We start from the raw sequence: 16054 nt of genomic DNA on the forward strand, positions 1-16054 counted from the left end.
CGCGCACCCATAGCGCTTTCCACATTTACCCTGCCAGAGGAGCTTTGTGGAGTGCCTCGAGTTCAAACGTACCGCAACCCAAAAGCACAAGTTTGTGCATGGATAGTTGTTTGTGGAGGATGGCTGGTTCCGCTAACAATTTACTCAAGGCTGAAGGTACGCCAAAAATACCCTGTGTGGGCCTAATAAAGTTGGTTTACTCGAGCATCTAACACCATGAACTACGTCATACGCTCTTTCTCCGACTCCGAAACCGTCGCCCAAGCCCTGGCCCAACTTCTGACCGAACGGCTCTCGGCAGGTGGGCGCGCGGTGCTGGCGGGCGGAACCAGCGCGCTGCGGGCCTACGAGCTGTTTGGCTGGGCCGATATTTTGTGGAGCCGTGTGCAGTTAATCGTTTCCGACGAGCGCTGCGTGGAACCCAGTTCGCCCGATCGCAACGAGAAGGCGATCCTACAAGCCCTTGGGCATAGCAAATTTACCTTCCATCGCTTTACCGCCGAACTGGGGCCGGAAGCGGCTGCGGCACAGATGGAAGCAGTGGTGCAGGAGCTGGTACCTTTTGATGTGGTGGTACTGGGTCTGGGGGAGGATGCCCACACCGCCAGCCTTTTCCCAGATCGAGACCTGAACTTCGAGACCCTGGTAGCCCCCGTTTTCGATGCTCCCAAACCCCCACCCAAGCGGGTCACGCTCACGCCAAAAGCTCTTTCACAAACCCAACTGCTGGTGTACATAGCTACCAGTGCAGGCAAACGCCAAGCCCTGCAAAAAGTCATGCGTGGCGAAGATGTGCCCCCCAACCACATCCCAGCCTCCGAGGTTTGGATCCTCTGCGACGAGGCCGCCTGCGGAGAACCGGCCTAGCCCTCTTCTGCAAAGGAATTGATTCCTTGTAATTTAATAACATGTATCTGACCATCCTTTGCACGGTGCCTAACACCGAGGTCGGCAGGAAAATCGCCCAAGTTCTTGTCCACGATGGCTTGGCAGCTTGCGTCAACCTGCTGCCGAATATCACCTCGGTCTATCGCTGGCAGGACGAGGTTCAGGAAAATACAGAGCTACTGCTGTTAATTAAAACCCGCCAGGAGCATTATCCGGCCCTGGAAGACCGCATCAAAGCGTTACACCCCTACGAGGTTCCCGAGATCATTGCCCATAAAATCGAAGTGGGTTCAAGGAATTACCTTGATTGGATCACAAAAAGTACCCTCTAGCCCTGTCCGACCACACATCACCCTGCTATCTAGATTGGAAGCACGAATTGAAAAAATCAGCCGTAGACCATAATGGTCATGCCGATAACCTGGACTGCCCCACATTTTTGGAGCTATCGGCTATCAGCGATAAGCTATAAGCTAATGATTCGGGCCAAACAACTCGCCGATGGTATGAGCTGCGGCCCCATGCAGGCTCAGGTCTGGGTGGATGTCGAAACCCCTACCCCCGAGGAAATAGCGCTGATTCAGCAACAATACCCCCTCAACCCCCTGGCCTTAGCCGATGCCCAAGAGATTGGCCACTGGAGCCGCTTCGAGGAGTATCCCAAGCACCTCTTCCTGATCTTTCGCACCCTCGAGACCCCCCACAATGCCCACAGCCGCACCGAGCGGGTCTCCTACTTCTACTTTCCCGAGACCCAGGTGCTGCTCACCTACCGCAACGAGCCGGTAGACTACCTCGAGCAAATCTGGAACAGTTTCCGCGGGGGCGCGTGCCTGCGGCTGTGGCAACGCTTGCTCGATCAGGGGGTACAAACCTTTTTCGAGTACACCGATGCCCTCACCGACCGGGTCGAAGACCTGGAAGAGCTGGCCCTGGACGGTGACAACACCCCCGAAACCCCCCGCCGGGTGTTTTCCGCCCGCCGCGAGGTGCTGCGCACACGCCGCCTGGTCTCGCAGGCCCGCGAGGCTTTGCTGCACTTGGAGCGCCTCCCCCTCCTGGGCAACGAGGCCTACCTCTTCCGCGACCTCACCGACCGCATGGGCCGGGTCTACGAGGGGCTGGATGCGGCCCGAGACGAACTATCCAACGTGCTGGAGGTGCACCTCTCGGCCCAGAACAACCGGCTTAACCGGGTGGTGCAGGCCCTTACGGTCATCTCGGTGCTATTCTTGCCCATGACCCTTTGGGCTGGCATCTATGGAACCAATTTCGAAGCCTTCACCGAGTACCAATGGGGGGCCGGACGGGTGTATTTCTGGGGTGGGCTGGCGCTAATTGGGGGTGGGTTGGCCCTGTGGATGAAGCGCCGGGGCTGGTGGTGAAGACAGCCCACATCCACCCTGCTTTTCCCTTACGTATAGCTAGGTGTAAAGCCCAAGCCACACATCTTTCCAAATGTGTCCTCACTCACTTCAAATAAATCAACACGAATGTTTACAAAATAAGGCAGGCCTGCTATAGTCGGATTAGAGGAGTGATGAACAAATGCAAACCAGCATCCTAGACACCCTAACCTTCGATCCTGGCGAGATCATTCTCTACCCCGGAGAGCCCAGCTCCAAGGATCAACTCTACCGGGTACGGGAGGGTCTGGTACGACTGCAGAGCGTAGACGACGAGGGCAATGCTCTAACCCTGCGTTTTGTACGTCCTGGCGAGTATTTTGGCGAAGAAGCAATTTCGGGCGCCGAGCGCACTTACTTTGCCGAGGCCGTTACCGAAACCAAGGTGGATGCCCTGGCTCCCACCCAGCTTTCCGCCCAAGAAATGGCCAGCCTTGTGCAGGGATTGGTCAAAGCCCTGACCCAGACCTACCAGACCATTCAGCGCATCTCCGGTCAGCGCCTGAAGAACCGCATCGCCGCCACCCTGCTCGATCTTTCCCGCACCCCCGTGGCCTACACCGAGAAAAACGGACGGGTAGGGGTCAAGGCCACCCACGACGAGATTGCTTCGGCAGTGGGTTCCGTGCGCGAAACCGTGACCAAAGTGATCGGTGAGCTGACCCGCGAGGGGTACATCCGCTCGGGCTACGGCAAACTGGTGCTGGAAAACCCCGGTGGTCTGGAACGTCTCTCGAAGGAAGCAGCCTAAAGCAGCTCTAGACAAAAACCCCCGCTTGTTGCGGGGGTTTTTTAGTGTTTTCCGGTTTTATCGGGTGTGGGTGTCGGTTATTTTAGTCAAAAAACGGCTCTGGGCCTATACACCCACCCGCAAGAAGCGGTCCGAGTAGAAGGGCCCTTCCCAACGCTGGCCCCTGGGCTCGTTGAGGATAGTGATGCGGTTCTCCAGGCGCGGTTCCCAGGAAGGCTGCGTACGCAGGTACTCAATCAGAACCTCGGCATGGCTAAAGCCGGTGTCGGTGCGGAAGCCCTTGGCATCGCGGAAGGCGGCAAAGCCGTCGCCGCCCCCGGCGGTAAAGCTGTTGGTCACGATGCGGTAAGTGGCATTGGGGTCGAGGGGTTGGAAGCCTGTCTGGGTCTGAACTTGGGCCTGGGTCACCCGGCTGCCTGCGGGGCGGCTCATATCGAAGGTGTAGCGGATACCCGCCACGCCCGACAAGAAGCGGCCCGCAATCTGCTCCCACTGGGATACGCCGTTTTCCAGCGCGGCGAGAACCTCGCTGCCCCTGAGCTCGAGCACCGTCAGGGTATTGCCGAAGGGCAATACTTCATTGACCTGCCCCACCGTGATGTTCCCTGCGGGGATGCTGGCGCGAATGCCCCCACCGTTTTGCAACGCGATGGTAGCCCCGGCCTGGCGGGTTTTCCACAGCATCGCATCGGCGATCAGGTTGGCCAGGTTGGTCTCGCGGCGGCGTACGTCGTTGCGCTCGCCGTTGAGGGCCACTGCAGCCCTGGAAATCACCTGAGCCCGCAGTGTAGCAATGGGCAGGCCGTAAGCGGTGATCGCGTCCACAGCAAAGCGATCTTCGGGCAGGTTGACAGCCATCGGGATGACTTGGCCCTGGTGGGCTACCAGTTCGCCTTGGGGATTGAAGGTGACCTGCAAACGGCCTACCACCTTGGCCCATTCCCAGGCCTGTACCACCAAAACGTCCTTGTTCTCGGGGTTCTTGACGATGGTGGGATAGGCCCCTCCCGGACGCAGCTCGGGGAAGGGGGTCTGGCCCAGCAGGGTGTGGCTGTGCCCCCCTACGATTACCTGAACGCCCGTGACTTTACGGGCCAGTTCCTGATCCTGCAAATAGCCCAAGTGCGAGAGTACCACGATGTTCCTAACGCCCCTGGCCAGTAGTTCCACCACAGCTTGCTGGGTAGCCGGAACCGGGTCGGTGAAACGCACGTTGGGGCCGGGGCTCGAGAGGATCGAGGTCTCGGGGGTGGTGAGGCCAATGATGCCCACCCGCTGTCCCCCCACGCTCACCACCACATAGGGCTTGATGCGGCCCGCCAGCTTGGGTTCCCTCGAGACATCGGTATTGGCCGAGACCACCGGAAAGCGCACCCCATTGAGAAAGTTGGCCAGTCCATCGGGTCCCAGGTTGTACTCGTGGTTGCCAGGGGTCATGGCGCGGATGCCCATGCGGTGCAAGAAGTAGCGGTCGGCCAGCCCCTGGTACTGGTTGAAGTACAGGGTTCCCTGGAACACGTCTCCGGCGTGTAAGAACAAGGGGTTGGTAACGGTGCCGCGCATCCGGTCAAAAAACGAAATCACCCGGGCAAAGCCTCCCAACCGTTGGTTTTGCTGCCCTCCCAGGGTCAGACCGCCGGTGGGCTCGAGCCGGGCGTGGGTGTCGTTGATGTGGACGATGGTCATGGTGAAATTGCCACCATTCTGGGCCTGGGTCCAACCGGCCAGCGTTGCTCCACCAACCAAACCTGCTTTGAGTACATCTCTGCGGTGCATGATTCCTCCTCTACTCAACTTCTATGTCATTCTATAACTGCCCTAGGTCAGCCATCTATCAGGCCACTCTGGTTCTAACTCGTTGAACGCCATTTCAGCAAGCACTCAGAAGTTCGGCTTAGGTTTAAGCTCAAGTATGCTCAATAGCTCACAACCCACCCCAACCCAGGAGAACCCATGAGACCCATTTCAATAGTTGCACTGTTCGCCCTTGGCCTAGTCAGCTGCCAGAACAACGACACGCCCTCTGGTCCCATCAGCTTTCGGGTTGAGGAAGTCAAAAGCGGGCTAGGCGGGGTACCCTGGAGCATCCACTTCGCTCCCGATGGCCGCCTGCTCTTTACCAACCGCGATTTGAGCCAGATTCGCGTGAGCGCGTTGAACCTGAGCACCGGAACCATAACCCACTACAACGGTACCTCGGCGGTACGGGACGATGGCGAGGGCGGCATTTTGGGCATGGAACTCGACCCCAACTTCGCTAGTAACAGTCGGGTCTATGTTTGCTACTCCATCTCCAGCAGCGGCTCGCGCAACCGGCTTTCGCGCTTCGAGATTTCCGGCAATTCCCTGACCAATGAACTGGTCTTGTTGGACAACATGCGCGGCGCCTCTACCCACAACGGCTGCCGGGTGGTTTGGGGGCCCGATGGAAAACTCTACTTTTCGATGGGGGATGCCCAGGATCAGCCCGCCGCGCAAGACCTATCTGCACTGGCTGGCAAAATCTTCCGCATCAACCCCGACGGCTCGATTCCCACGGACAATCCATTCCCCAACAGCCCCGTCTGGACGCTAGGCCATCGCAACCCTCAGGGACTGGCTTTCCAGCCTGGCACCGGCTTGCTCTGGTCCACCGAGCATGGGCCTGATGTGAAGGATGAACTCAACATCATCAAAAAAGGCAAAAACTATGGCTGGCCCACCTGCATGGGTACCGACCCTTGCCCCAGCATCAACAACTATGAGCCGGCCATCAAGCATTACACCGCCACCGACACCATCGCCCCCAGTGACATGATGTTCTACACGGGTAACGTTTTCACTGCCTGGCGCAACAACCTTTTCTTTGTCACCCTCCGGACAGGGCGGCTGTACCGGCTGGTTTTGAGTGGGGAGTCGGTCGCCCAGGAGGAAATCTTGATTGATACCAACAGCGGCCCCCATCCTGGCTTTGGGCGCTTACGCGATATCGCCACCGGGCCGGATGGTCTGATCTACCTTTCTACCGACTCGGGGCGGATTTTGCGCTTGGTTCCACAAAACTGATCTGGCCTGGATGGGTTCAGTTTTCACAGTGAACTGCCGCGTTACTGGGTGAATATCACGAAGTGTTAGCTGGGTTTAGGCATGGCCTTTCCTGGTCGCATCACCCCTAGAACTGGGTCATTCAGAACAATCGGGTTCCTAAGCAAGAAAAATCTCTACACGCGTTGAAGGCTTTTTCAGAAAGCCCTCAGGTGGGCTGCATAGCCTTGAAGACGTGGATCTCGAGCACCAATAAATTTCCGCTCGGTTTTCGTCAAGGAGGTTTTTTATGCGGTATCTCGTGGCCAGTTTGTTGTTGGCACTGGCAAGTTGCCAGGATTCCAACCTCAATCCCCCCAACCCACCCTCCCCTAACCAAGCCCCGCCCAATCCCGCTCAGTTCAGTGCCACCGCCACCTCACCTACCAGCGTCAACCTGAGTTGGTCGGCCTCGGATGGGGCTACCCGCTACAGCCTCGAGCGTCGCACCGGCAGCGGCAGTTTCACGGCCATAGGCGGCAATAATCTCACCGCTACTTCGTATAGCGACACTGGCCTCACCGCCAATACGGCCTACACCTACCGTGTCAGGGCCGTCAACAACTCCGGCAGCAGCAGCGGGGTCGAGCGTAGCGTTACGACTCCCTCTACCAACCCACCCCCCAGCGGCACGGAACCTCGAGTCCGCCTGGTTTCCGTGGTCTCCTCCGGCCTGACCCAGCCCCTCTACCTGACCCACGCTGGCGATGGAAGCGGGGATTTGTACGTGGTAGAAAAGGCCGGTCGCATCCGGGTCATCGAGGGTGGCACCCTGAGTGCGCAAGCCTTCCTCGATATCACCAGCAAGACCTCCAAAGGGGGCGAACAAGGTTTGTTGGGCCTGGCTTTTCACCCCGACTACCGCAACAACAGTTTCTTTTACGTCAACTACACCAACAGCGCCGGCGACACCGTAATTGCCCGCTATTCTGCCAACCGCAGCACCAAACTGGCCGACCCCAACTCTGAGCAGATTGTCCTTACTGTGGACCAGCCCTACGACAACCACAATGCCGGCTGGCTGGGCTTTGGCCCCGACGGGATGCTCTATATTCCCCTGGGGGATGGGGGCTCGGGCGGCGACCCCCAGAACTACGCCCAGCGCCTCGATATCCAGAGTGGGAACCGGCATATGCTGGGTAAGGTGCTGCGAATTGATGTAAATGGCACCGAACAGGGCCGCAACTACCGCATTCCTGCAGATAACCCCAGCCTGGGCGGGGGGGTTTCAGAACTCTGGGCGTTGGGGTTGCGCAACCCCTGGCGGACCAGCTTTGACCGGCAGACCGGCGACCTGTGGATTGGTGATGTAGGCCAGGGTAGCCAAGAGGAAATTAGTCTGGGCACGGGTGGCGGCAAGGGCCTCAACTACGGCTGGAAGATCCTAGAGGGCACCGCCTGCTACGACAACAGCATCACGCCAGGTTGCAGCAGCAACAGCCTGACCCGGCCCGTACATGCCTACGGGCGCGGCGATGGCTACTCGGTGACGGGCGGCTACATGTACCGAGGCACGCGCTTCCCTCGCATGCAGGGCCGCTACTTCTTCACCGACTTTGGCACCGGCAGCCTCTGGAGCCTGCGCCTGGTAAACGGCACCTGGACCCGCAAGACCGAGGTTTCCTCGGCAGGGAACGGCCTAGCTTCCTTTGGGGAGGACGAGCAGGGAGAGCTGTACGTCATTAGCCTGTCGGGGGGACAAATCTGGCGCCTGGAAGACCAGCCCTAATACCGCGTGTGGCCGACATCGGGACTCATGCACACCCTGCTGTCTTTCACCCTCGGCCTTGAACTTTTGGCGATTCAGCTGTGAAGCCACCCGACCATGGGCGTTCGCAAAGCCCTGCGTTAACTCAAGCCTGTGTCCGCTGGACACAGGCTTTTTCCATACGCCGTTCATGGGTAGCATCTACACTAGAGCCATGCCTTGGCTTGCCCTGTTGCTATTCTTCGGCTTTGCCTTATCACAACCCGCCCCCAGCTTCCAGCTCGAGGAGGTAGCCCGCAACCTGGGCGTACCCTGGAGCCTAAAGTTCGCCCCCGATGGACGTCTGTTCTTTACCCAACGAGACAGGGCCCGCATCGGGGTGAGTGCGCTGGACTTAAGCAGCGGCAGAATCAGCACCTACGAGGGTGAGGCCGCTGTGCGAGACGAAGGCGAAGGCGGGGTGATGGGCCTCGAGCTCGACCCCGGCTTTGCCCGAAACAACAGACTGTACATCTGCTACTCCTATTGGAAGGAGGGCGTTCAGAACGAAAACAACCGCCGCAACCGGCTCTCGAGTTTCATTCTGTCTGGCAGCCGCCTTACCGACGAGAAAATTCTGCTCGACGATATGCTGGGCTGGTGGAACCACAACGGCTGCCGGGTGGTGTGGGGGCCCGATAACAAACTGTATGTTTCGATGGGAGATGCAGGCGATGCACCCTCCAATGTCCCCGGTGAGTTCGGCTATGCAGCCAAAGCCCAGAGCTCGAGGCTCTTGGCGGGGAAAATTTTCCGCCTCAACCCAGATGGCAGCATCCCCTCCGACAATCCTTTTTTCTACCAGGCCACTGGAGCTGCCCGGGCCATCTGGACCCTGGGCCACCGCAATCCCCAGGGACTGGCTTTTCAGCCCGGAACTGGACTTCTCTGGTCTACCGAACACGGCCCCAACACCCGCGACGAACTGAACATCATCCGTAAAGGCAAAAACTACGGCTGGCCCCGCTGTACCGGAATCCAGCCTTTTGGCACAGTGCTGACGGTCAGCGCCGACAACATCACCTTCAACTGCACCGGAGGCGATCTGCGCGAGAGTTATCAGCCCGCTGTGCGCGAGTACGCCGGGGGCAACGAGCCCACCATCGCCCCCAGCAACCTGCTTTTCTATACCGGCAACGCCTTCCCACAGTGGAAAGGCAGCTTGTTCTTTGTGACCCTCAAGACCGGACGGCTCTATCGGTTGGAACTCAAGGGCGAGCAAATAGTCAAAGAAGACCTCCTGATCAACAACCAGTATGGGCGCTTGCGCGACCTTGCAGTAGGGCCGGATGGCTTTATCTACCTTTCCACCGACCAAGGACAAATCCTGCGATTGCGGCCAGGCAACCTGTAGCCCACACACATCGGACTCAGATTGGGCTTGGCTACACTTAGACCATGCGAACGATTGTCTGTTTTGCCCTTTTGTTGCTTGGCCTGGCATCCGCCCAAACCATCAACCTGGTTCCGGTAGCCAACAATCTGAGCCGTCCGTTGTTTCTCACCCCTTCGCCCGACGACACCGGGCGCCTGTTCATCGTTGAACAAGGGGGCACCATTCGCATCCTGCAAGAAGGGCGGCTCCTGCCCGAACCTTTCCTGGATGTCACCAGTCTGGTTTCTTGTTGTGGCGAACGAGGTTTGTTAGGGCTGGCCTTCCACCCCAACTTCCGCCAGAATAACCTGTTCTTCATCAACTACACCAACCGTCAGGGCAGTACGGTGGTGGCCCGCTACCGGGCTAATGGAAACCGCGCCGATGCGGCTTCAGCCCAGATTCTACTCACCATCGAACAACCCTATGCCAACCACAACGGCGGCATGATTGCCTTCGGCCCAGACAACATGCTCTACATCGGCATGGGTGACGGGGGTTCGGGCGGCGATCCCATCAACGCGGGGCAGCGGCTCGACACCTTGCTGGGAAAGATACTGCGTATAGACGTCAACCGCAGCGAAGGCAACCGGGCCTATGCGATTCCCGCCGATAACCCCACCCTGGCAGGGCGCCGTAGCGAGATCTGGTCGTATGGCTGGCGCAACCCCTGGCGCTTCAGCTTCGACCGCCAGACCGGTGATATGTGGATTGCCGATGTGGGCCAGAACGCTGTCGAGGAAGTTCACTTCCAGCCTGCCGCTAGCAAGGGGGGCGAGAACTACGGCTGGCGCATCATGGAGGGCGACCGGTGTTTCAACCCCCGTGAGAACTGCAACCGTGAAAACCTGGTGTTGCCAGTACTAACTTATACCCACGATCTGGGACGTTCCATCACCGGGGGCTACCGCTATCGGGGCAGCGCCATGCCGGCCTTTCGCGGCACCTACTTCTACGCCGATTATGTAAGCGGCCGCATCTGGGCTGCCACCCTCCAGAGCGACCGCTGGCAGAGCCGGGAAATCCTCCGAACCGATATGAACATCAGTTCCTTTGGCGAGGATGCTGCCGGTGAGCTGTACGTGATTGACCACCGAGGTACCGTCTACCGCGTGGCGCAGCGCTAGGGCGCTTCTTATACCCGTTTCCGCTTGAATCCTTGACCGCCATGCGTAGTCAAAGGTGAAGGATTCAAGCCGACCGAAGGGAGTAGAAAAGCATTTCGGCAGTATCGTTTAGACTTTCAAAAGTGAACGATATTGCCGGAATGCGTATCAAAGATTGCTTGGACATGGACCGTTCCGTCGCCTCAAGGCTTGGGTAGCCAACACCCTATGCACCCTGCCAGAGGCCGGGGGTTTGATCGGGAACTTCCACCCAGGCCGTTTCGATTTTGTAGAGTTGCATGCCTCTGGCTTGGTAGTTGACGAGAGCTGCCGGGCTATCCAGCGAGCAGGTATGTACCCAGACTCTTTGCGCCCCCAGCCGCCAGGCTTCCTCGAGGGCACAGGTGAGCAAGTGGCCCCCCAGCCCCATCCCGCTAAACTGCTCCAGCAGGCCAAAATAGGCAATTTCTATGTTGCCCTCCGGCTGAACCTCGAGCTGAAAGTAACCCGCCGGAGTGCCCTTCAGGTAGGCCACCCAGGTGTGCAGGTGGGGGTTTTGGGCGTACTCGAGCCACTGCCGGTAGGTCCAGTCGGCCTTTTCATACCAGTACCAGTTGCCGCCCACACTGCGATAAAGAAAATGCTGCAACTCAGCGCTGGGAATTTCGGCCTTCATCAGCAGTAAACCCTCCAGCGCCACGTGCTTGGGGCGTAGCTCATGGGTGGAGCGCATCTCGAGATAGTAGGTGGTCACCTCAGCGCGCATGGGCCGATTGTATCGGCTTTGTAAGCGTAGCGGTTCAGGGGGTGACCACGGTAATGGAGCCTTTCATGCCCTGAGCACTATGGGCGGTACACTCGTATTCATAGGTTCCAGCGGTGCTAAAAGTATAGCTCTGGGTTGTGGTGGCAGGGGTGGTTGGGATGGGGTTGCCTGCCCCCAGACCGCGCAAGGGGTGGGTAGGGCTGGCCGAGATGGATACGCTTTGTCCCACGCTGATTTTGCAACTGGAAGGGTTATAGGCAAGGCCTTCGATTTGAATAGTGGAAGGGCAGTTTGGTAAAACCGGGCTTGGGCCGGGGTTATTCCGGCAAGCCGCGAAGAGTCCTAGCAACCCCAAAAACCCAAAGCCCACCCGCATGAATCTGTGCATGGCTACACCTCCGATCAAATACCCTAGGATGTAGTTTATCTACCCAATCCCCCAGCAAAATGACATCATCCCAGCGGGGTCTTAACCCTTACTTGAGCTTATCCAGCAAATCTTGGCGCACCGGGTGAAAGGCGTCAAAAACCACGCTGTCCTCGAGGAAGACCACCTCGTGCTCCACGTTGGAGGGGACGTGCACCAGGTCGCCCGCGCCGAGCTCGAGCCACTCCTCCCCAACCCGCATCCGCAGCCGCCCCGAGACCACCAGCGTGATCTGCTCGTGGGGGTGGGCGTGGGCCGCCAGGGGCGCGCCGGCCTTGCCTTCGGCCCGCATGATCATCAGTTGTTCGCCGGCGAATGGCCGTAGCACCGCGCCGGGCACCTCGAGGCCCTTCAGGCTGGCGGACTGGGCATACTTGGTTTTCATACTCCGCTCCAAAAGACTAGTGCCCGCCCAGATAGGCTTCCTGGATTTCAGGTCGGGCCGCCAACTCTTTAGCCGGGCCGCTCATGGTCAGGTGGCCGGTCTGCAAGACGTAGCCTCGGTGGGCAATCTGCAAGGCTAGGCGGGCGTTTTGTTCTACCAGCAGAATGGTTTTGCCCTGCTGGTTGAGTTTCTGGATGATCTCGAAGATAAAATCTACCAGCACCGGGGCCAGGCCCATCGAGGGCTCGTCCATCAGCAGCAGCTTGGGGTCTTGCATCAGGGCGCGGCCAATGGCCAGCATTTGCTGCTCGCCGCCCGAAAGCGTGCCGCCTTTCTGATGGCGGCGCTCGGCCAGGCGGGGGAAGAGGGTAAAGGCCTGCTCCTTGCGCTCTTGCACGACTTTGGCGTCGTTGATGAGAAAGCCGCCCATCTCGAGGTTCTCCTCCACCGTCATGCGCGGGAAGATACGCCGCCCTTCGGGCACATGCCCAATGCCCAGCCCCACGATCTTGTCGGCAGGGATTTTGTGGATGGAGCTACCCTGGTACACCACCTCGCCTTTGCGGGGTTTGTTCATGCCGCTGATGGTACGCAAGGTGGTGCTCTTGCCCGCACCGTTGGCCCCGATCAGGGTGACGATCTCGCCCTCCTCGACCGTAAGCGACACGCCCTTGAGCGCATGGATATGACCGTAGTAGGTGTGGATGTCCTTGACTTCAAGCAGAGGCATGGGTACTCCCTCCGGCCTGTCCTGCGGCGCCCTTGCCTAGATAGGCTTCGATCACCTTGGGGTTGTTGCGGATTTCGGCAGGCAATCCTTCCGCGATCTTGGAGCCATACTCGAGCACCGCAATCCGATCCGAGATGCTCATCACCATGGCCATGTCGTGCTCGATCAGCACGATGGTCAGGCCCAGGTCGTCGCGCAACTTACGCACCCGCACCTTGAGGTCTTCGGTCTCCTGCTCGTTCATGCCTGCTGCCGGCTCGTCCAAAAACAGCAGTTTGGGTTCCAGGGCCATAGCGCGGGCGATCTCGAGTCTGCGTTGTTCGCCATATGAAAGCCCCGAGGCCAGCTCTTCGGCCCGCTTGTCTAGGTTCATATAGACCAGCAGTTCCATGGCCCGATCCTTGGCTTTCTTTTCCGAAGCATGAAAACGGGGGGTGTAAAACAGCGCATCGAAGTAGGTCTGGCGGGTCAGACTATGGTGTCCCACCAGTACGTTTTCCAACACCGTCATGGCCTTGAACAGGCGGATATTCTGGAAGGTGCGACCAATGCCAGTGCGGGCCACTTTGTCCGGCGAGTAGCCAGTAATGTCCTTGCCAAAAAACACCACCCGGCCGGTATCGGGTTTGTAGATGCCGGTCAACAGGTTGAAGAAAGTGGTTTTGCCAGCCCCGTTGGGGCCGATCACCGAAAAAATTTCCTTGGGTCGTACCTGCAAACTAACGTCATTTACTGCCACCAACCCGCCAAACTTCTTGGTGGCAGTTTGTACATCCAGGGCCAGTTCGCTCATTTGCCACCGCCTTCCTTGGCTTCCTGACGGGCTTCTTGTAGCTCTGCACGATGCCTCTGTTCGGGTATCAGACCCTCAGGCCTAAAAATCATCATCAAGATCAAGATCAGACCAAACACCAGGCGCTCGTACTTGGCGGGATTGAGCTGGGGTGGCAGATTGGCCATGTTATAGCCTAGAATGCTCACCCCGGTCTGCCGCCAGGTATTGAGCAAGTCGGAGAAGTCCTTGAGAATACCCAGGTTGAGCACGGTCACGGCCGCCGCCCCCACCACCGCTCCACCAATCGAGCCCATCCCGCCCAAAATCACAAAGGCCAGGATGTTAATCGAGGCTTGCAAGGTGAAGGATTCTGGGCTCACAAAGGTCTGTTTGGCAGCAAACACTGCGCCCATGATGCCGGAGAAAGCCGCACCAGTAGCAAAAGCAATTAGTTTAGTGGGCAGCAGCGGAATCCCCATGGCCTTGGCGGCAATTTCGTCTTCGCGGATGGCCACCCAGGCCCGTCCAAAGCGGGAGTTGGCCAGCCGGGCATTAACCAGTACCACGATGCCGATCACCACCAGCACCAGCAAATAGAAGAAGAAGGAATAGGCAATCGCGTCATCAATGGGCCTGCCATAGATGCGCTCAGCCCCGATGAACCGGAGAAAGTCAGCCAGAATGCCCACATCCGGGCGGTTGACTGGGGTGATGCCCTGAGGCCCGTTGGTAATGTTGAGGGGTTTGTCGAGGTTGTTGGCAAAGACCCGCACCACCTCGCCCAAACCCAGGGTCACGATAGCCAGGTAATCCCCCCGCAGCCTTAGGGCGGGTAGCCCGATTAACACCCCGGTGATGGCTGCAGTAATGATAGCTAAAGCCATGAATAAAAATAGGTAGTTGCCAGACAACCCCTGGGCAGGAAAGCCACCAATGAACTGAGCGGCCTGGGGTGAACCGAAAATACCCCAGGTATAAGCTCCAATAGCAAAGAAGGCGGCAAAGCCCAAGTCCAGCAGGCCCGCCTGACCTACGACCACGTTCAGGCCCAGGGCCAGGGCTGCAAAAATGCCAATCTGGATGCCCAGCTCAAACAAGAACGAATTTGAAAGACCGGCAATCGGCACTGCAATCAGTAGGATTGCTGCACCCAGGGCCACTCGAACCAAGCGGGTCAGATCGGGCAGCAAGAAGCAGCCGATCAAGACAGCAAGCAGCAAGTAGAACGCAATCTTGTCGTCGGTGTTGGCTCGGAGCAAGACGGTCAGGGCCAAGGCTAACCCTGCCAGCAGACCCGAGCGCCAGCCATTGGGCAGGCGTAGCGTCATCACTGAGGCGGCTGCCAGCAGCAGTAGGATGTTGAGCAATCCCCCAGTAAGAACAGATTGCCCCAGCAGGGTTAGCAATACCCCCAACCCCGAAATGGCGGTCAGGCCGATAGAGAGGGGAAGTGCAAAACGATTGAGGGCACTCATACTTTCTCACTCACATTCTGCCCAAACAAGCCTTGGGGCCGGAACAAAAGCAGCAGAACCAAGGTTAGGAACGCGAACACATCCTTGTACTCGGTGCCAAAGTTACCGTTGGTCAGGAAAGGCAGGTACGTGCCAGACAGGGTCTCGAGCTGCCCCAACACCAGTCCCCCCACCATCGCCCCAGGGATGTTGCCAATGCCCCCCAAAACCGCAGAAGTAAAGGCCTTCAACCCTGGCAGCACACCCGAATAAGGGGTCACATTGGTGTAGAGCAGGCCAAACAAGACCCCCGCCACCCCGCCCAACGAACCCCCGATCAAAAAGGTGCGCGAGATGATGACATCGGGATTGATGCCCATCAGAGAGGCGGTTTGCATATCTTGTGACACGGCCCGAATGGCCTTGCCGAGCTTGGTTCGGTTAACTAGATAGGTCAGCCCAATCAGCATTAGGAGTGAAACCACAATGATGATGATGCCCTTGACCTGGATGGTGGTCTCGAGTGGCAGCATGAGGGTGGTGTTCAACACATCGTAGGTGCGATACTGCATGTTGAACTCGTTGTGCCGGAGCGCAGCATAGATGCGGGTCAGGTCTTGCAGCAAGAAAGAGACCCCAATAGCGGTGATCATCGGCACCAGGATGCTTTTGCTACCGCGCTTTCGCAGGGGACGGTAAGCAAAGCGTTCCACCAGTATGGCCATGGTGCCCGAGCCCGCTGCGGCAAAAATCAGAGCCACCAGCAGCAGCAGGAAAGGGTTGGAGATCACCGGTGCTTCGGGGTTCCCCCAGAAGCGGAAGACCTCGAGACCTATCACCGCCCCGATCATGAAGACCTCGGAGTGTGCAAAGTTAATCAGCCCCAAGACCCCATAGACCATGGTGTAGCCCAGCGCCACCATTGCGTAGACAAAGCCAAGCAACAGACCCTCGAGGATGGTCTGGGGCAGAATTGATAGGAGATCAGCAACCGTCAAGTAAAACCTCCTGGCCTATGATTATACGGATACACGCATAAATTATCACTTGCAGCGCATCCTTGTGAACTTCAGCCTGCCAGAGTATATCGGTTGTGGGTTGGGCTGACAACGGGGGAATCGGCTGTAAAGAAAGCCAAAACCCTGACCTTGGAATCAATCGTGGATTGGGTCATATCTTTG

The 16054-nt window shown here is 58.3% G+C and carries 16 protein-coding genes; 8 read left to right on the top strand and 8 right to left on the bottom strand.

The window, feature by feature from the left end:
• Nucleotides 1-216: 216 nt before the first annotated feature.
• The 4 genes from WKI89_RS13935 (at nucleotide 217) to WKI89_RS13950 (ending at nucleotide 3045) form a co-directional block, all read left to right on the top strand.
• Nucleotides 217-867 carry a 6-phosphogluconolactonase gene (locus WKI89_RS13935; RefSeq protein WP_337870609.1) on the top strand — a complete coding sequence of 217 codons (651 nt, stop codon included), beginning with the start codon at nucleotides 217-219 and terminating at the stop codon, nucleotides 865-867.
• Between the two features lie 41 nt (nucleotides 868-908).
• Nucleotides 909-1220 carry a divalent-cation tolerance protein CutA gene (gene cutA, locus WKI89_RS13940; RefSeq protein ID WP_337870611.1) on the top strand — a complete coding sequence of 104 codons (312 nt, stop codon included), beginning with the start codon at nucleotides 909-911 and terminating at the stop codon, nucleotides 1218-1220.
• A gap of 144 nt (nucleotides 1221-1364) precedes the next feature.
• On the top strand, nucleotides 1365-2273 hold the full coding sequence (locus WKI89_RS13945; RefSeq protein WP_337870612.1) for a magnesium transporter CorA family protein: 909 nt from the start codon (nucleotides 1365-1367) through the stop codon (nucleotides 2271-2273).
• Between the two features lie 163 nt (nucleotides 2274-2436).
• The gene (locus WKI89_RS13950) at nucleotides 2437-3045 is read left to right on the top strand and encodes a helix-turn-helix domain-containing protein (protein ID WP_337870613.1); all 609 of its coding nucleotides are present in this window, start codon (nucleotides 2437-2439) and stop codon (nucleotides 3043-3045) included.
• Between the two features lie 105 nt (nucleotides 3046-3150).
• Here WKI89_RS13950 and WKI89_RS13955 read toward each other — a convergent pair whose 3' ends face one another.
• Nucleotides 3151-4821 carry a 5'-nucleotidase C-terminal domain-containing protein gene (locus tag WKI89_RS13955; RefSeq protein WP_337870615.1) on the bottom strand — a complete coding sequence of 557 codons (1671 nt, stop codon included), beginning with the start codon at nucleotides 4819-4821 and terminating at the stop codon, nucleotides 3151-3153.
• Between the two features lie 177 nt (nucleotides 4822-4998).
• Between WKI89_RS13955 and WKI89_RS13960 the strand changes: the two genes are divergently transcribed.
• From WKI89_RS13960 to WKI89_RS13975, 4 genes are all read left to right on the top strand, one after another.
• Nucleotides 4999-6090: a PQQ-dependent sugar dehydrogenase gene (locus tag WKI89_RS13960; protein ID WP_337870617.1), complete on the top strand. Its 1092-nt coding sequence runs from the start codon at nucleotides 4999-5001 to the stop codon at nucleotides 6088-6090.
• A 268-nt stretch (nucleotides 6091-6358) separates the two neighbouring features.
• On the top strand, nucleotides 6359-7837 hold the full coding sequence (locus WKI89_RS13965) for a PQQ-dependent sugar dehydrogenase (RefSeq protein WP_337870618.1): 1479 nt from the start codon (nucleotides 6359-6361) through the stop codon (nucleotides 7835-7837).
• A 193-nt stretch (nucleotides 7838-8030) separates the two neighbouring features.
• Nucleotides 8031-9209: a PQQ-dependent sugar dehydrogenase gene (locus tag WKI89_RS13970; RefSeq protein ID WP_337870620.1), complete on the top strand. Its 1179-nt coding sequence runs from the start codon at nucleotides 8031-8033 to the stop codon at nucleotides 9207-9209.
• Nucleotides 9210-9253: 44 nt separating this feature from the next.
• Nucleotides 9254-10357, top strand: coding sequence for a PQQ-dependent sugar dehydrogenase (locus WKI89_RS13975; RefSeq protein ID WP_337870621.1), 1104 nt, complete (start codon nucleotides 9254-9256; stop codon nucleotides 10355-10357).
• A 205-nt stretch (nucleotides 10358-10562) separates the two neighbouring features.
• On the opposite strand, the gene WKI89_RS13980 is transcribed toward WKI89_RS13975, so the two are convergent.
• The 7 genes from WKI89_RS13980 to WKI89_RS14010 form a co-directional block, all read right to left on the bottom strand.
• Nucleotides 10563-11102, bottom strand: a complete 540-nt coding sequence (locus WKI89_RS13980; protein ID WP_337870623.1) for a GNAT family N-acetyltransferase — start codon at nucleotides 11100-11102, stop codon at nucleotides 10563-10565.
• A 34-nt stretch (nucleotides 11103-11136) separates the two neighbouring features.
• A complete protein-coding gene (locus WKI89_RS13985) occupies nucleotides 11137-11490 on the bottom strand; it encodes a plastocyanin/azurin family copper-binding protein (RefSeq protein WP_337870625.1) in 354 nt (117 codons plus the stop codon).
• An 88-nt stretch (nucleotides 11491-11578) separates the two neighbouring features.
• The gene (locus tag WKI89_RS13990) at nucleotides 11579-11914 is read right to left on the bottom strand and encodes a cupin domain-containing protein (protein WP_337870626.1); all 336 of its coding nucleotides are present in this window, start codon (nucleotides 11912-11914) and stop codon (nucleotides 11579-11581) included.
• A 16-nt stretch (nucleotides 11915-11930) separates the two neighbouring features.
• Nucleotides 11931-12644 (bottom strand): ABC transporter ATP-binding protein, encoded by a 714-nt coding sequence (locus WKI89_RS13995; protein WP_337870627.1) that lies wholly within the window; start codon nucleotides 12642-12644, stop codon nucleotides 11931-11933.
• Nucleotides 12631-13437, bottom strand: a complete 807-nt coding sequence (locus tag WKI89_RS14000) for an ABC transporter ATP-binding protein (RefSeq protein WP_337870629.1) — start codon at nucleotides 13435-13437, stop codon at nucleotides 12631-12633. Before WKI89_RS14000 ends, WKI89_RS13995 begins: the two co-directional genes overlap by 14 nt.
• Nucleotides 13434-14894 carry a branched-chain amino acid ABC transporter permease gene (locus tag WKI89_RS14005; protein WP_337870630.1) on the bottom strand — a complete coding sequence of 487 codons (1461 nt, stop codon included), beginning with the start codon at nucleotides 14892-14894 and terminating at the stop codon, nucleotides 13434-13436. The genes WKI89_RS14000 and WKI89_RS14005 overlap by 4 nt, the downstream gene beginning before the upstream one ends.
• Complete coding sequence (locus tag WKI89_RS14010; RefSeq protein WP_337870632.1) at nucleotides 14891-15871, bottom strand: branched-chain amino acid ABC transporter permease; 981 nt, start codon at nucleotides 15869-15871, stop codon at nucleotides 14891-14893. Before WKI89_RS14010 ends, WKI89_RS14005 begins: the two co-directional genes overlap by 4 nt.
• Nucleotides 15872-16054: the final 183 nt, after the last annotated feature.

The organism is Meiothermus sp. (genome assembly GCF_037443965.1).
In the GTDB taxonomy this organism is placed as follows: domain Bacteria; phylum Deinococcota; class Deinococci; order Deinococcales; family Thermaceae; genus Meiothermus.

Coding starts and splice junctions, on each gene's coding strand:
- WKI89_RS13945 (WP_337870612.1), top strand. CDS start 1,365: ATGATTCGGGCCAAACAACTCGCCGATGGTATGAGCTGCGGCCCCATG.
- WKI89_RS13980 (WP_337870623.1), bottom strand. CDS start 11,102: ATGCGCGCTGAGGTGACCACCTACTATCTCGAGATGCGCTCCACCCAT.
- WKI89_RS13950 (WP_337870613.1), top strand. CDS start 2,437: ATGCAAACCAGCATCCTAGACACCCTAACCTTCGATCCTGGCGAGATC.
- WKI89_RS13960 (WP_337870617.1), top strand. CDS start 4,999: ATGAGACCCATTTCAATAGTTGCACTGTTCGCCCTTGGCCTAGTCAGC.
- WKI89_RS13995 (WP_337870627.1), bottom strand. CDS start 12,644: ATGCCTCTGCTTGAAGTCAAGGACATCCACACCTACTACGGTCATATC.
- WKI89_RS13970 (WP_337870620.1), top strand. CDS start 8,031: ATGCCTTGGCTTGCCCTGTTGCTATTCTTCGGCTTTGCCTTATCACAA.
- WKI89_RS14000 (WP_337870629.1), bottom strand. CDS start 13,437: ATGAGCGAACTGGCCCTGGATGTACAAACTGCCACCAAGAAGTTTGGC.
- WKI89_RS13955 (WP_337870615.1), bottom strand. CDS start 4,821: ATGCACCGCAGAGATGTACTCAAAGCAGGTTTGGTTGGTGGAGCAACG.
- WKI89_RS14005 (WP_337870630.1), bottom strand. CDS start 14,894: ATGAGTGCCCTCAATCGTTTTGCACTTCCCCTCTCTATCGGCCTGACC.
- WKI89_RS13965 (WP_337870618.1), top strand. CDS start 6,359: ATGCGGTATCTCGTGGCCAGTTTGTTGTTGGCACTGGCAAGTTGCCAG.
- cutA (WP_337870611.1), top strand. CDS start 909: ATGTATCTGACCATCCTTTGCACGGTGCCTAACACCGAGGTCGGCAGG.
- WKI89_RS13935 (WP_337870609.1), top strand. CDS start 217: ATGAACTACGTCATACGCTCTTTCTCCGACTCCGAAACCGTCGCCCAA.
- WKI89_RS13975 (WP_337870621.1), top strand. CDS start 9,254: ATGCGAACGATTGTCTGTTTTGCCCTTTTGTTGCTTGGCCTGGCATCC.
- WKI89_RS13990 (WP_337870626.1), bottom strand. CDS start 11,914: ATGAAAACCAAGTATGCCCAGTCCGCCAGCCTGAAGGGCCTCGAGGTG.
- WKI89_RS13985 (WP_337870625.1), bottom strand. CDS start 11,490: ATGCACAGATTCATGCGGGTGGGCTTTGGGTTTTTGGGGTTGCTAGGA.